We start from the raw sequence: 13737 nt of genomic DNA, 5'->3' as shown, positions 1-13737 counted from the left end.
CACCATATCGTTGGACATCCGTCATACCTTTGCCTATGTTGACTGTATGACGGATGTCCAACGATATGGTTCGGCGCGCTGGTCCTGGGACGCGGACGGCGTCGTCACCGTGACACTCGACGACCCCGGCCGCACCGCGAACATGCTCAACCGGCGTCACTACGACGGGCTCGGCGCCTGCCTCGACGACCTCACCCGGCAGCGCGGCCGGCTGCGCGGCGTGGTGCTCACCTCGGCGAAGCGCTCCTTCATCTCCGGCCCCGACTTCATGCCGAGCGAGATCACCCCGGACGAGGCGGCCGGCACCTACGACCTGCTGATGCCGCTGCGCGACCAGGCGCGCCGGCTGGAGACCTTGGGTCGGCCGGTCGCCGCCGCGCTCAACGGCTCCGCGCTCGGCGGCGGCTTCGAGCTGGCGCTGGCCTGCCACTACCGGGTCGGCCCGAACGACCCGTCGGTCGTGTGGGCACTCGCCGAGACCGGGATGGGCATCATTCCCGGAAGTGGCGGGACGGTCCGGGTGACCCGGATGTTCGGGATCGCCGCGACGGTGTTGGAGATCGTCGGGCCGGGCACGGCGTATCACCCGGCGCAGGCGCTGGCCGCCGGGTTGGTGGACGAGTTGGCCGACGATGTGGTCGCCGCGGCGCGAGCCTGGGTGCTGGCCCAGCCGGCCGGGCATGTCGTGCAGCGGTGGGAGCGGCCCGGCTATGAGATTCCCGGGGGGACCGCGGAGCCGCCGGGTCTTGCCGAGGCGGTGAGGCGACGCTCGGAGGGGTCACCGGTGCGTGCGCTCGCCGCGGTTCTGGAGGTGGCGGTGCGTAGCGCGGCGGTGCCGCTGGACGAGGCCTTCGAGATCGAGACGGCGGCGTGCCGGGCGTTGCTGAGCGCGCCCGAGTTTCCGGATCTGGCGCATCTCTTCTATGCGATGCGTGCGGTCGCCACGACACCCGCCGAGCTTCCCCCAACGGGTGTGCGGGCCGGGCTTTCCTCAGCCGGCTCGCAGGCCGGAATGCGTGAGTTCCCGCAGCTCGCCGCCAATCCCCTGGCAGCGGTGTTCTTCGCCGTCGACGCCCCGATCGTCGAGATCACCGACGCCGACCTCGTCCCCGAGGTCCGCGCGAAGGGCGGCATCCCCGTGCTGATCCATGGTGGCCACGTCTCCTTCGTACAAACTCTCCTGGACGCCGGCCCCGACCCTGCCGCCATGGCCGCCGCCGCCCGCCGCGCCCTCGACAACGGCCTGCAGGTCGACCCGGCCGGCGCCGACGTCGCCTCGGTGCTCGCGGCCGGCTTCCCCTCGTGGACCGGCGGCGTCCTGCACGCCATCGACGCCCGGTGACGTATCCGCTCGTCGGAGGCGAGCCCAGGACACGCGGCGTCGAGGGTCATGGTTGCCTCGGGGAGCGGCGAGGCTGCACCAGCCCGCTCTCGTACGCGACCATCACCGCCTGGGCCCGGTCCCGCACCCCGAGCTTCACCAGGATCCGTCCGAAGTGGGTCTTCACGGTGCCCTCTCCCACGTGCAGGCGCATGGCGATCTCGATGTTGGACAGGCCACGGGCGACCTGCGTGAGCACCTCCCGCTCCCGCGCGGTGAGCCGATCCAGACCGGCTGCCGGATACGGCTCCGGTCGCTCGGCGAACTCGTCGATCAGCCGGCGGGCGACGGCCGGGTCCAGCCATGCCTCCCCGGCGGCCACCGCCCGGACCGCAGCGGCCAACTCGGTCGGCGCGGCGTCCTTCAGCAGGAAACCGGAGGCACCGGCCCGCAGCGCCGCGTACACCGCGTCGTCGACGTGGTACGTGGTCAGGATCAGCACCTTCACCACCGGGCGGGCCGGGTCGAGGCTGCCGGCGTCCTCGGTGATCAGCCTGGTGGCCGACACGCCGTCCAGGACCGGCATCCGGACGTCCATCAGCACCACGTCCGGCTTGGTCGTCCGGGCCCGGTCCACCGCCTGCCGACCGTCGTCAGCGGTGCCGATCACCTCGATATCCGGCTCACTGTCCAGCAGCATCGCCAGGCCCGCCCGGATCAGAGGTTGGTCATCCGCCAGCAGGATCCGGATCGCCATCGCCACCCCCGGCCTGTACCAGCACCAACTCGTCGGTTGCCGGTCTGGAGGGCCCCGCCGGCAGGGTCGCGCACACCCGGAATCCGCCGTCCGGCATCGGTCCAGCCGACAGCTCGCCACCGACCACCGCGACCCGCTCCCGCAGGCCGAGCAGCCCGTGCCCGGTGGACAACCCCGCGGCGGCGGTGCTCGGCCGGCCCTGCCCGTCGTCGGTCACCTCCACCTGGAGTCGGTCCCCCAGCCAGCTCAGCCCCACGACGGCCCAGGTGCCCGGCCCGGCGTGTTTGACCACATTGGTCAGTGCCTCCTGGACCACCCGGTACGCGGCCAGCCCGACACTGCCGTCCAGACCGCGCGGCACACCCTCGTGGCGCAGCTCGACGGTGATGCCGGCCTGGCGGGGCCCGGCCAGCAGGGCGTCGAGGTCGGCCAGATCCGTCCGCCCGGGATCCGGCCCGGTCACCAGGTCCGGAGGGTTCGCGTCCGGCCCGCCCACGGCGGGCGCCTCGGGACGCAGTACGGCGAGCATCCGGCGCAGCTCGGCCATTGCCTGCCCGCCCAGGCCGGCGACCGTGCCCATGGCCTGGTCGGCCCGATCCGGGTCGGTGCGCAGCACGCGCTGGGCGCCGGCGGCGGTCAGCACCATCACGGTGACCGAGTGCGCCACGATGTCGTGCAGCTCGCGGGCCAGCCGGGCACGCTCGGCGGCGACCGCCTCGCGGGCCGCGGCGGCGCGGCGGCGTTCCAACGCGAGCGCCTGCCGCCGGCTGGCCGCCCGCCAGAACCCGACCGCCCACACCGTCAGACCCACCAGTACGAAGAAGACCGCCACGCCCACCGCCGTGCTGAGTTGGTCGTGGGGTGCGGCGGCGCGGACCTCCTCGGCGACGGCCAGCCCACCGGGCACCAACGCGGCGGCCAGCGCGGCCAGCCCGAGCCGGGCACTCCGGTACGCGGCGACCGTGTAGAGCGCGACCAGCACGCCGACCGTCGGCCGGTAGCCGGACAGCGCGAACGCCGCCACCGAATGGATCCAGACCACCCCGAAGACCAGTAGCGAGGCCCGCCGGCGCCAGACGAGCGCGGCGCAACCGACCATGGCGTACGCGATCAGAATCGCGGCCGGCAGCCGGCCGGCGGCGGACTCCGGGCTCGACAGCAGCCGGGAGAAGAGCACCAGGTCGACCACGAGCGCGGCACCCGCCAGTGCCACGTCCTGCCAACCGATGTGCGCCTGCCGCTGGGCCCTTTCCGGCCTCGTGCCCGCGAGGCGCGGGCCAGTCAACTGTGCCATCGCGGTAGCTAGCCCGGCTCGCAGATGCAGAGGATCCGGCAGAGGCTGAAGCCGATGTCGCCCGGTGTGCCGTACCGGTGGTTGCGCAGCCGGGTCCGGCGCTGCTCGCGTTCCACCTCGGCCAACCGATCCCAGACCTGCGCCGGCAGGCCGTCACGTAGCCCGGGTTCGACCATGCCCAACCGCTCGAACGCCGTCCACACGTCGCCGGACAGCTCGTCGAGGGTCCTGGCCAACGTGGGGCCGTCGAAGCGACCGAGGGTGGCCGGATGCCGGCTCGGACGGTCCAATGTGATCACCGCGAGCGGGGCGTCGCCGTCCACGCCACCGACCCGGTGGGCGTTCAGACAACGGGCATCGAGTCGCTCGATCGGCCGGTGCACCGCCAGCGGCAGCGGGATGACCAGCGCCTCAAGCTCCACCCCCGGGTCGAACAGCCGGGCCGGCGCTGCGGGTACCACCACCGTGCCGCTGTCGCCGAGGACCCCCGTCGCCAGATGGCCCTCCACTGGCGTCGCGCCGAGCCGCCGGTCCTGCATCGAGACGACGACGGTGTCCGTCAGTTCGTTCTTCCTCACACCCGTGCTCCCCCTTCGGTGCCGCCCTGTCACGTTCGTTGCTCGCTCTGCTGCGGCGCCGACATCCGACCGGGTCCGTCGTCAATCCAACCCGCAACGGCGCGATCGGTCTGTCTGGCTACGGACAGATGATCGGCATCGGCGTACGACTCGGGTGGGACGGCGGTACCCGGCCTGGAGACGGACGACAGCGACGCCCGTCCCGCGCAGTCTGTCGCCGGGGCTGACCAGGTTCGGCCGCCGCTGTCCGCTCAGCGTAAGGATGTGAGACCGTGTTCAGTAGGGCCCGAATGGCCGCTGTCGGGGTGCTGGCGCTTCTGCTCTCGGGAAGCTTCGTGCTCAGCAGTGTGTCGGCTCAGGCCGAGCCGCAGGCCGAAGCACCACGATCCACAATAGACAACGATTTCCGGGAGGATCCGCACTTCTCGGCCGAGCAGAAGAAGCTGCTGCAGGCGCTCGCGGAACGATCGACCGAGCCGCTGCGGGCGGAGAGTTGGTCACACGGGCGCACCGTCGGCCGGTTGGAACTGGCGGTACCGAGCGAACTGCCGGCCGAGGCATCCCTCGCCGAGCACGCCGTGGCCTTTGTGGAGCGGAACCTGCTGCTCTGGCGGCTGGATTCCGCCAGGCAGCTCAGGGTGACCGCCGTCCGGGAGGCCGGTGACTGCTCCACCGTCACCCTGCAACTCGTCGGCCCGGACAAGCTACCCGTGTTCAACGCCGTGATCGGGGTGGTGGTCAGCCCGGACGGCATCATCCGGGCGGTTGCCGGTCATGTCACCGGCGACCCGGTCGGCGAACCCCAGGGTGCGCGGATCGACGCCGAGGCGGCGGCCAAGGTGCTCCGTACGCATCTGAAGGACCGCGGGGGTCACGAGAGCGCCGAAGGGACGCTGCCGGAGCCGACCGAGATGATCCTGGATCCGTTCTACCTGACCGACGGCGCGCACCAGGCCACCCGGAGCTGGGTGTTCGACGGTGCCGACGACGGCGGCGAGCCGAAGCGTACCCGGGCGGTGAGCACGGTGGAGGTGACCACCAACGCCGCTCCGGTGGTCCACGTGGTCGACCAGTCGGCCGGCGCCGTGACGGTCACCGGCCCGAGCATCAGCCTGCCCGGTCAGGAGGTGGCCGGTTGCGGGCAAGCGAACCCGGTGCGGTGGCTGGGCGAGGTGGTCGTGGACCCGATGACCGGCACTCCCGCGTACGTCGGACTCGGTCACCTCAACGTCAAGACCACCGGCAGCACCGCCACGGAGCGGGCCTACGACGTGCTCTCCAAGCCCTTCATGCTCGACCTGTACGGCGATCGGGCCGTCCGGCGTCATCTGCGCGACGCGCGGGAGATCGCCGGGGTGGGCGGCCGCACCCGAGTCAGGTTCCAGGAGTACTACGGCGGCCTGCCGGTGGAGGGGGCCGGTCTGACGGTGACCCTGCTGCCCAACGGCAACGCCGAGTCGGTCAGCGGCCGGTTCGTCTACTTCCCGCACGTCAACACGGTGCCGGACATCTCCGAACGGGAGGCGCTGGCCACGGCGTACGAGGAGTATCTACGCATCGTGTGCGGCTCCGACGACAAGTGCCGGCGAGCGGCGGCCGACGAGTACGCCAACGCCACGGTGACCGCCCGACCCGTGATCCTGTCGGCCGAGATCTTCCAGGGCACCCGGGTGCCCACCGGCGAGGAGCGCCTGGCGTACCGGATGGAGTTCCCCCGCCGGGTCGTGTTCTGGGACGCCGACCACGGCGGAGCGCTCTGGGGCTACCCCACCGTCGACCATGCCATCCCCCACACCATCCGCAACCGGGCGGCCGGCAACCGGGTGGAGATCGTGAACGGCACGCCGGCGGCGGGGATCACACCGCACGCCGACTCGACCGCGGTCTCCGCCGCGTTGGGCGCCGTCGACGCGTACTACCTGGGGCTCGGCCGCAACGGCTTCGACGACCAGGGCGGCTCGGTCGACGTGGCGGTCCGCGCCGGCGTGGACAACGCGTTCTGGTGCCGGACCGGCTTCCTCGACCAGTGCGGCACCCGGATGCTGTTCGGCACGAACCTGACCGCGGACGACGTGGTCGGCCACGAGTTCACCCACGGCGTGGTGGAGTTCACCGCGGACTTCGTCGGCGGCGGCGAACCGGGCGCGCTCAACGAGCACTACTCGGACGTGCTGGCCAACGTCATCTTCCCGGACGCCCGGGCGGGCGAGTGGAAGCTCGCGGAGGAGAGCCCGATGGGTGCCGTCCGGGACATGGCCAACCCCGGCGCCTTCGGCGATCCCGGGCACTACGCACTGCTCACGCACAACTGCGCCGACCCGGAGTACTGCGTGCACAGTTGGGCGGGCGTACCCAACCGGGCCGCAGTGCTGATCGCCGACGGCGGGGTGCCGGGTAGCGCGCACCCGGGCGTGGGCCGGGACACCCTGGGGCAGCTCTACTTCACCACCCTCAGCACCGGTGGAATGGGCAGCTCCGACCTGTTCCTGCACGAGCGGGTGAACACCATCGCGAGCTGCCGCCAACTGGTCCAACTCGGCCAGCCGATCGGCGGTCGGACACCGACCCTGGCCGACTGCGACCACGTGGCGCGGGCCTTTGACACCGTCGGCGTCACCGCCACCACCGAGATCGGCTGGACCCGGTTCTCCGCGGGTCTGTTCGGCGGCAGCACCGAGGTCGAGACCCGCTCCGGGTTGTCGTTGCACAACGGCTGCACGATCGCCAACCAGATCCTGCGGGCCGAGGACCCGAGCGGCCGCGTGCGGACCTCCGACGTGGCCGACGGTCTGGCCATCGACTTCGTCGGCGAGTGGGGCACGTACGTGCTCGCGCGGGGCGCGGCGAGCGACCCGAGGAACCGTGCGGTGCAGTACCGAATCTGGACCAACTGGTTCCACGCCGGCGTGGTCGACGTGGACGAGGTGTTCGCCAAACCGGCCGGGCTCACCGACGACCAGTGCCGCCAGCCGGCCGCTTCGGTCCACCGCCGAACGCTGTTCAGCACCGCGCAGGTGGCGCACTGGGCGGTGTTCTTCAACGGCGGCAGCGGCGACGACCGGGTCAACGCCGGGCTGCTGCTGCCGGCCGGTTGCCAGATCGAGTCGGTACGGGGCCTGCACTATCACCACGGCGTGCCGGAAGGCGCTCCGGCGCTGTGGCTCAGCCACCAGGGCCTGCACGGCTTCCGGATCAGCCGGCCGTCGCTGGACCCGCGAGCGCTGGAGACGAATGTGCGCTGGTGGCACGAGGGCATCTCGGGCATCTTCGTCCGGGTGCAGTACGACATCTTCGAGCCGGCCGGCGTCAACTGCCTGACCAACGGGCTGCGCACGACGCCCTGACCCGGCACGCTGCCGACGGTGGTGGACGGCGACCGCCGCCACCACCGCCGGCGGCCCAGGAGGTAGGCGCTGGTCCTGACTACTCGTCCTCGGCGAACACGACGTCGCGGCGCTTGCGGATCGTCGGCAGCACGGCGACCACGAGCGCCGCCACGGCCACGGCCAGGAGCGCCGCGGAGATCGGCCGGGTCAGGAACACCGATGCGTCGCCCCGGGAGATGATGAGCGCCCGCCGCAGGTTCTCTTCGAGGAGCGGACCGAGGACGAAGCCGAGCAGCAACGGCGCCGGCTCGCACCCGCACTTGATCAGGATGTAGCCCAGGACCCCGAAGAACACGATCGCGTAGACGTCGTACGCGTTGAACCCCAGCGAGTAGGTGCCGATGGCCGCGAACAGGATGATCATCGGAAACAACACCTCGTACGGGATGCGCAGCATCCGCACCCAGATGCCGATCAGCGGCAGGTTGAGCAGCACCAGCAGCACGTTGCCGATCCACATCGACGCGATCAGGCCCCAGAACAACGCCGGTTCGTCGCTGATCACGTTCGGTCCCGGGGTGATGCCGTGGACGATGAACGCGCCGACCATCAACGCCATCACCGGGTGCGCGGGCAGCCCCAGGGTGAGCAGCGGAATGAACGACGTCTGCGCGGCGGCGTTGTTCGCCGACTCGGGACCGGCGACGCCCTCGATCGCACCCCGCCCGAACTCCTGCTGCCGCTTCGAGATCCGCTTCTCCACGGCGTACGAGGTGAACGACGCCAGCACGTGACCACCGCCGGGCAGGACGCCGAGCGCGGCACCGAGACCGGTGCCGCGCAGGATCGGGCCGACCGTCCGACGCCGGTCCTCGCGCGTCGGCCAGAGGTTCTTCACCCGGCTGACGATGGCCGTGCGGGTCTGCTCGTGCTCCAGGTTGCGCAGAATCTCGGCCACCCCGAACATGCCGACCGCGACCGACACGAAGTCGATGCCCCCGAACAGCTCGCGCTGACCGAACGTGAACCGGGGCGTACCGGTGTAGATGTCCTGGCCGACCGCGCCGAGCGCGATGCCGAGCGCGATCATCGCGAGTGCCTTGAGCGCCGCGCCGCGCGCCAGCGCGATCGACATGATCAGGCCGAGCAGCACCAGTGAGAAGTACTCGGCCGGCCCGAACTTCAGCGCGACCCGCGCCAACGGCGGGGCCGCGACGGCCAGTACGACGGTGGCGAGCGTACCCGCGATGAAGGATCCGATGGCGGCGGCCGCCAGGGCCGGGCCGGCCCGGCCCTGGCGAGCCATCTCGTGACCGTCGAGCGCGGTGACCGCCGCCGACGACTCACCCGGCAGGTTGATCAGGATGGCCGTGGTCGAGCCGCCGTACTGTGCGCCGTAGTAGATGCCGGCCAGCATGATCAGTGCGGTCACCGGCTCGAAGCTGAAGGTGATCGGCAGCAGCATCGCCACCGTCGCCGTCGGCCCGATGCCGGGCAGCACGCCTACCGCCGTGCCGAGCAGCACTCCCACGAAGCAGTAGAGGACGTTCTGGAGCAGCAGGGCGGTCGAGAAGCCCAGCACGAGGTTGTCGAGAAGTTCCATGCCTCATTCCGGATGGCGGGTCAGAACCGGAGCCACGGGCCCCAGAGCGGGATCCGCAGTTGGAGCCCGACGACGAAGATGAGCGTGCAGGCCAGGGTCAGCACCGCGGTCACCGCCAGGACCCGCAGCGGCCGCACGTGCGGGCTGGCCAGGATGGTCAGGAGGGCGGTCACCGCCGACGCCGGAACGAACCCGAGGCGCCGTACGGTGGAGCCGAAGAACACGAGCGCCAGCACGATGGCGGCGACCGCACGCCAGGAGATCCGGCCGAACGAGAGCACCTCGCCGGCGACGAGTCCCTTGATGGCGATCGCCAGGCCCAGCGCGGCCAGGGTCGCGCCGACCAGCAGCGGGAAGTAGCCGGGGCCCATCCGCAGTGGGGTGCCCAGGTCGTAGCTGAGCGATCCCACCACGAATGCGCCACCGATCAGGACGAAGAGCCCTCCGGCGAGGACGTCCGGCAGGGAGCGTCGACGTTCCACCTCAGGAGGCCTTGACCCCGGCGTCGGCGATGATCTTCGCCCAGGTCTTGAGCTGCTCGTCGAGGTGGGCCCGGTGCGCCTGCGGGGTCGCGTCCTGCGCCGTGACCGGCGCGGTGCCGAGCTTGGCCATCTGGTCGATGACCCCCTGGTCGGTCAGGGCCTTCTGCAGCGCGTCGGAGAGCTTCTGGACGATCTCCTGCGGGGTGCCGGCCGGGACGTAGAGGCCGTGCCAGACGCTGACCTGGAGCTCGGGCATCCCGGCCTCGGCCGTGGTGGGCAGGTCGGGCAGGCTCTGCACCCGCTCCGGGGTGGTGACCGCGTACGCCTTCACCTGGCCCGCGGAGATCTGCCCGCTGGTGTTGGTCGTCTGGTCACACATGAAGTCCACCTGGCCGCCGACGAGATCGGTCAGCGCGGGACCGGTGCCCTGGTACGGGACCTCCTGGAGTTGGACACCGGTGGCGGCCTGGAACAGCAGGCCGCACAGATGGGACGCGGCACCGATGCCGGCGTTGGCCAGGGTGACCGTGCCGGCGTTCGCCTTCACATGGCTGACCAGTTCCTGCAGCGTCGCGGGCGCGAAGTCCTTGCGGGCCACGACCGTCATCGGCACCTCGGTGACGAGCCCGACCGTCTCGAAGTCCTCGAGCGGCGCGTAGCCCAGGTTCTGGTAGAGGGCAGGTGCCGTGGACATGCCGATGTGGTGCATGAGCACGGTGTAGCCGTCGGATTCGGCCCGCGCGACCTCGCCGGCGCCCAGCGTGCCGCCCGCGCCCTCGACGTTCTGGACAACGATCTTGGTGCCGAGATCCTTGGCCATCGGCTCGGCGAGCAGGCGCGTGACGGTGTCCGTCGGGCCGCCCGCGCTGAAGGGCACGATGAAGGTGATGTTCCGATCCGGGTAGTTCTCGGCGCTGCCGCTGTCGCCGCCGGTGTCGGCACAGGCGGAGACGAGTGACATGGCGGCGATCGCGGCGGTGATCCGCGCGGCGGCCCGGTGCCTGCTGGTGGTGCGCATGGCGCGACCTCCTCGTCGGTGGGTGGTGTTGGTCGGTGCGAGGCCCAGTGTCGGCGGGGAGAGCCGCGGATGGTGTCAGAGAAATCCCAAGGAATGCGTCAAATGTCAGAGGAATCCCAAGAACTCGCGGGCTGACACGAGCACCGACCTGGGCCGTAGAATCTGCCGGTATGCGGATCACCGTCATCGAGGATGATGACCGCGTCGCGCGGGGCCTGGTGACCGTCCTGGTGCAGGCAGGCTTCGACGTGCATCGCATCGCCACCGCCGCGGAGGCCGTGCGGGCCGCCCCGTCCGATGTGGTTCTCGTCGACCTGGGTCTGCCCGACGGCGACGGGCTCGACGTGATCCGCCGGCTGCGCGACCACCCGGAGACCGCCGTCATCGCGGTAACCGCGCGATCCGAGGAGCACGAACGGGTCCGGGGCCTGCGCGCCGGGGCCGACGACTACATCGTGAAGCCGTTCGGAGTCCCCGAGCTGCTGGCCCGGATCGACGCCGTCCTGCGGCGTACCCGGACGGCTCGCGCCGTGAACCATCCGGACGAACCACTCGTCATCGGCCCGCTGTGGATCGGCGTCGGCACCCGCGAGGTCACCGTCGACGGGGCGCCCGTGACGCTGACCCGCAAGGAGTTCGAGCTGCTCCTGCTGCTCGCCCGGCGGGCGCCGAACGTGGTCAACCGCGACGTGATCCTCGACCAGATCTGGGGAGCGACCTGGGAGTCGTCGAGTCGCACCCTGGACACCCACATCGCGGCGCTGCGGCACAAGCTCGGGCCGGACGAGCTCATCCGCACGATCCACGGGGTCGGCTATCGGCTCCTGGCCGACCAGCCGGAGCTGATCGGCTGACCTGCCGTGCACCGTCGCCTGCTCGTCGTCCTGGTGCCGCTCGCCGTGTTGCTCGTGGCGGCGCTCGGAGTGCCGCTCAGCGTCACCGTGGCCGAGCGGGAGATGCAGGAGGTCTACGTCGACCGGCTCAACGACATCGGCCGGTTCGCGTCGTTGGCCGAGACCGCGCTGTCGACCGGGCGGACCGAGGCCCTCGACCAGGAGCTGACGCGCTACCACGCGCTGTACGACATCCCGGTCGCGGTGATCGACACGTCGGGCGAGGTGCTGCTCGGACCGGCCGGTGCGTACCAGCAGACGGCGCGCGCCGAGCCGGCGCTGCCCCGGATCGTGACCGCGGCGCTGGCCGGGGCGAGGTCCGAACCCTCCGGGGAATGGGCGCCGTGGGACGACTCCGCACTCGTCGTGGCGGAGCCGGTGGGCCGGGACAGCGAGGTCGTCGGCGCCGTCGTGACGATCTCCGACCTGTCGAAGACGCGCGATCGCATCCTGGTCCGCTGGGCTCAGCTCGCCGGGATCGGGCTGCTGCCGCTGATCGCGCTGGTGGCCGTCGCCTGGCCGGTGTCGGCGTGGGTGCTGCGGCCGGTACGGGAGCTGGACGTGGCGACCGCACGGATCTCCCAGGGCGATCTCACGATCCGCGCCGACGCCGAGGCCGGCCCGGTGGAGCTGCGGCGGTTGGCGGAGTCGTTCAACACCATGATGGACGCGGTGGAAAATGCCGTGCAGCGGCAGCGGGCGTTCGTGTCCGACGCCTCGCACCAGTTGCGCAATCCGTTGACCAGCCTCCGGCTCGCGGTGGAGAGTCTGGCGCCGCACCTGTCTCCCGCCGGCAGCGGGCAGCCTGCCTACGAGGTTGCCGTCGACGAGCTGAAGGCGATGCAGCGGTTGTTGAACGCGCTACAGGCAAGCGCGCGGATGGAGAGCATGCGGACGGCATCGCCGGTGGACCTGGACACGGTGCTGGCCACCCGGGTGGACCGGTGGCGGGCGCTGACGGCGACCGCGGGGCAGACGCTGGCGGTCGACGTTCCGCCGGGGCTGCGGTTGCTGGAGCCACCGGGCGGGCTGGGCAGCATCCTGGACGAGCTGATGAGCAACGCACTGCGGCTGTCGGACGCACAGGTGGTGGAGGTGACCGCCCGGGTCGTCCCCGGCGCCGCGAGCGCCGGCCGTGGCGGGGCGGCCGGCGGCGTGGTCACGATCGCCGTTCGGGACGACGGTCGGGGGATCGACGCGTCCGAGCGGGCCCAGGCGCTACGGCGGTTCTGGCGGGCGCCGCGACACCAGAACGTCTCCGGGACCGGCCTGGGCCTGGCGATCTGCGCCGACCTGATCAGAGGGGCCGGGGGCGAGTTGCGGCTGGAGGAGGGCCTGGCCCGTCCGGACGGGACCGGGCACGGATTCGCCGCCGTGGTCGCGCTGCCGATCGCGCCACCGGTGGCGTCGCCGTCCGACGCACCGGCTCCGGCGCCGGCCTGATCACCCGGCCCCGTCACGGTCGCGCGCGGTCGCCGTACCAGGTCAGCGCTTGCGGTCCCGGAACCAGGCGGCCGCTCCCGGATGCAGCGGGATCGATGCGGTGGAGATGCCGGTACGCACGTTGATCTGCCACGCCTCGGGCACAGCTTCGGCATCGTCGCGGCTGGCGGACGCGATCGTGCCGGTGTGGGTGAAGATCGTGTCGGTGATGGCGTAGACCAGGTTGTCGGGCAGGTCGTCGCGGACGAGAAGCACGTTCGGCACCGCCACGGTGCGGGTGGCCGGGACGCCGGCGTAGGCGGTGGCGGGGATCATGGCCGGAGCGTAGGGGCCGGGGTACGTCGTGACGAGCGCGTCGGCCGGTTCGTCCAACGGGACCAGCCGGACCGGATGCCGCTGTGCCAGGTCCGTGATGGCGGGTGTGGGGACGCCGGTGAGGGAGAACATCGCGTCGATCTCGCCGTCACGCAGCGCCGCCGCCGATTCGGCCTGGCTGAGGTACCGGCCGTCGGCGTGCACCGGGCCGGACCTGAGCACCCGCAGCGACGTGAACTCCGTGCCCGAGTCGCGGGCCCCGAGGGATATCCGCCTTCCTTCCAGATCCGGGAACTCGTCGATCGTCGAGCCGGCCATGACCACGAGATGCAGGTGGCTGTCGTAGAGCCGGCATACCGCCGAGAGCCCGTCGGGCGCGCTGCCGTCCGTCTCGATCAGCGCGTCCAGGCTCGACAGCCCGAGATGCACGTCGCCGGCCCGCAGCATCCGGATGTTGTCGGTGGACGCCCGGCTCGGCACCGTGGTCACCGTGGCGCCGGGCACCTGCTCGGTGATGTGCTCGGCCAGCGCACCGCCGATGCGTCGGTACACCGCCCCCGCCGGGCCGGTGGCGAGTCGCAGGTGGACCGGGTCGACCTCACGCTGCGGGGAGCAACCGACGAGCAGGCCGCCGGCGGCCAGGAGCACCGCCCGCCGGCTGGGCCGTAGCTCCGGGTGCAGCGCCATGCCGAGATGATACGGACACC

The 13737-nt window shown here is 71.6% G+C and carries 11 protein-coding genes; 4 read left to right on the top strand and 7 right to left on the bottom strand.

The annotated features are described in order from the left end of the window. Nucleotides 1-46 precede the first annotated feature (46 nt). The gene (locus tag O7615_RS23795; RefSeq protein WP_278180008.1) at nt 47-1342 is read left to right on the top strand and encodes an enoyl-CoA hydratase/isomerase family protein; all 1296 of its coding nucleotides are present in this window, start codon (nt 47-49) and stop codon (nt 1340-1342) included. A gap of 46 nt (nt 1343-1388) precedes the next feature. Here O7615_RS23795 and O7615_RS23790 read toward each other — a convergent pair whose 3' ends face one another. The 3 genes from O7615_RS23790 to O7615_RS23780 are packed head-to-tail and all read right to left on the bottom strand — an operon-like array spanning nt 1389 to nt 3950. Beyond that, nucleotides 1389-2078 carry a response regulator transcription factor gene (locus O7615_RS23790; RefSeq protein ID WP_278180007.1) on the bottom strand — a complete coding sequence of 230 codons (690 nt, stop codon included), beginning with the start codon at nt 2076-2078 and terminating at the stop codon, nt 1389-1391. Next, nucleotides 2050-3372: a histidine kinase gene (locus O7615_RS23785; RefSeq protein WP_278180006.1), complete on the bottom strand. Its 1323-nt coding sequence runs from the start codon at nt 3370-3372 to the stop codon at nt 2050-2052. Before O7615_RS23785 ends, O7615_RS23790 begins: the two co-directional genes overlap by 29 nt. Nucleotides 3373-3380: 8 nt before the next feature. After that, nucleotides 3381-3950, bottom strand: a complete 570-nt coding sequence (locus O7615_RS23780) for a hypothetical protein (RefSeq protein WP_278180005.1) — start codon at nt 3948-3950, stop codon at nt 3381-3383. A 272-nt stretch (nt 3951-4222) separates the two neighbouring features. Between O7615_RS23780 and O7615_RS23775 the strand changes: the two genes are divergently transcribed. After that, complete coding sequence (locus O7615_RS23775; RefSeq protein WP_278180004.1) at nt 4223-7294, top strand: M4 family metallopeptidase; 3072 nt, start codon at nt 4223-4225, stop codon at nt 7292-7294. 79 nt (nt 7295-7373) lie between these two features. On the opposite strand, the gene O7615_RS23770 is transcribed toward O7615_RS23775, so the two are convergent. From O7615_RS23770 to O7615_RS23760, 3 genes are read right to left on the bottom strand one after another with little or no spacing between them, the layout of a single operon-like run. Further along, the gene (locus O7615_RS23770) at nt 7374-8879 is read right to left on the bottom strand and encodes a tripartite tricarboxylate transporter permease (protein WP_278180003.1); all 1506 of its coding nucleotides are present in this window, start codon (nt 8877-8879) and stop codon (nt 7374-7376) included. 20 nt (nt 8880-8899) lie between these two features. After that, nucleotides 8900-9361, bottom strand: a complete 462-nt coding sequence (locus O7615_RS23765; RefSeq protein ID WP_278180002.1) for a tripartite tricarboxylate transporter TctB family protein — start codon at nt 9359-9361, stop codon at nt 8900-8902. A 1-nt stretch (nt 9362) separates the two neighbouring features. Continuing rightward, on the bottom strand, nt 9363-10379 hold the full coding sequence (locus O7615_RS23760) for a tripartite tricarboxylate transporter substrate-binding protein (RefSeq protein WP_278180000.1): 1017 nt from the start codon (nt 10377-10379) through the stop codon (nt 9363-9365). Between the two features lie 170 nt (nt 10380-10549). On the opposite strand from O7615_RS23760, the gene O7615_RS23755 reads away from it, so the two are divergent. Further along, nucleotides 10550-11233, top strand: a complete 684-nt coding sequence (locus O7615_RS23755; protein ID WP_278179999.1) for a response regulator transcription factor — start codon at nt 10550-10552, stop codon at nt 11231-11233. 6 nt (nt 11234-11239) lie between these two features. Next, the gene (locus tag O7615_RS23750) at nt 11240-12715 is read left to right on the top strand and encodes a HAMP domain-containing sensor histidine kinase (protein WP_278179998.1); all 1476 of its coding nucleotides are present in this window, start codon (nt 11240-11242) and stop codon (nt 12713-12715) included. A 42-nt stretch (nt 12716-12757) separates the two neighbouring features. Here O7615_RS23750 and O7615_RS23745 read toward each other — a convergent pair whose 3' ends face one another. Beyond that, the gene (locus O7615_RS23745; protein ID WP_278179997.1) at nt 12758-13717 is read right to left on the bottom strand and encodes a TAXI family TRAP transporter solute-binding subunit; all 960 of its coding nucleotides are present in this window, start codon (nt 13715-13717) and stop codon (nt 12758-12760) included. Nucleotides 13718-13737: the final 20 nt, after the last annotated feature.

This window comes from Micromonospora sp. WMMD1082, assembly GCF_029626175.1.
Taxonomy (GTDB): domain Bacteria; phylum Actinomycetota; class Actinomycetes; order Mycobacteriales; family Micromonosporaceae; genus Micromonospora.
This window is presented reverse-complemented; position numbering and strand designations above follow the sequence as displayed.

What these genes read in the sequence shown, in the direction of transcription:
- O7615_RS23795 (WP_278180008.1), top strand. Translation starts at nt 47, where the DNA reads ATGACGGATGTCCAACGATATGGTTCGGCGCGCTGGTCCTGGGACGCG.
- O7615_RS23790 (WP_278180007.1), bottom strand. Translation starts at nt 2,078, where the DNA reads ATGGCGATCCGGATCCTGCTGGCGGATGACCAACCTCTGATCCGGGCG.
- O7615_RS23785 (WP_278180006.1), bottom strand. Translation starts at nt 3,372, where the DNA reads ATGGCACAGTTGACTGGCCCGCGCCTCGCGGGCACGAGGCCGGAAAGG.
- O7615_RS23770 (WP_278180003.1), bottom strand. Translation starts at nt 8,879, where the DNA reads ATGGAACTTCTCGACAACCTCGTGCTGGGCTTCTCGACCGCCCTGCTG.
- O7615_RS23760 (WP_278180000.1), bottom strand. Translation starts at nt 10,379, where the DNA reads ATGCGCACCACCAGCAGGCACCGGGCCGCCGCGCGGATCACCGCCGCG.
- O7615_RS23755 (WP_278179999.1), top strand. Translation starts at nt 10,550, where the DNA reads ATGCGGATCACCGTCATCGAGGATGATGACCGCGTCGCGCGGGGCCTG.
- O7615_RS23745 (WP_278179997.1), bottom strand. Translation starts at nt 13,717, where the DNA reads ATGGCGCTGCACCCGGAGCTACGGCCCAGCCGGCGGGCGGTGCTCCTG.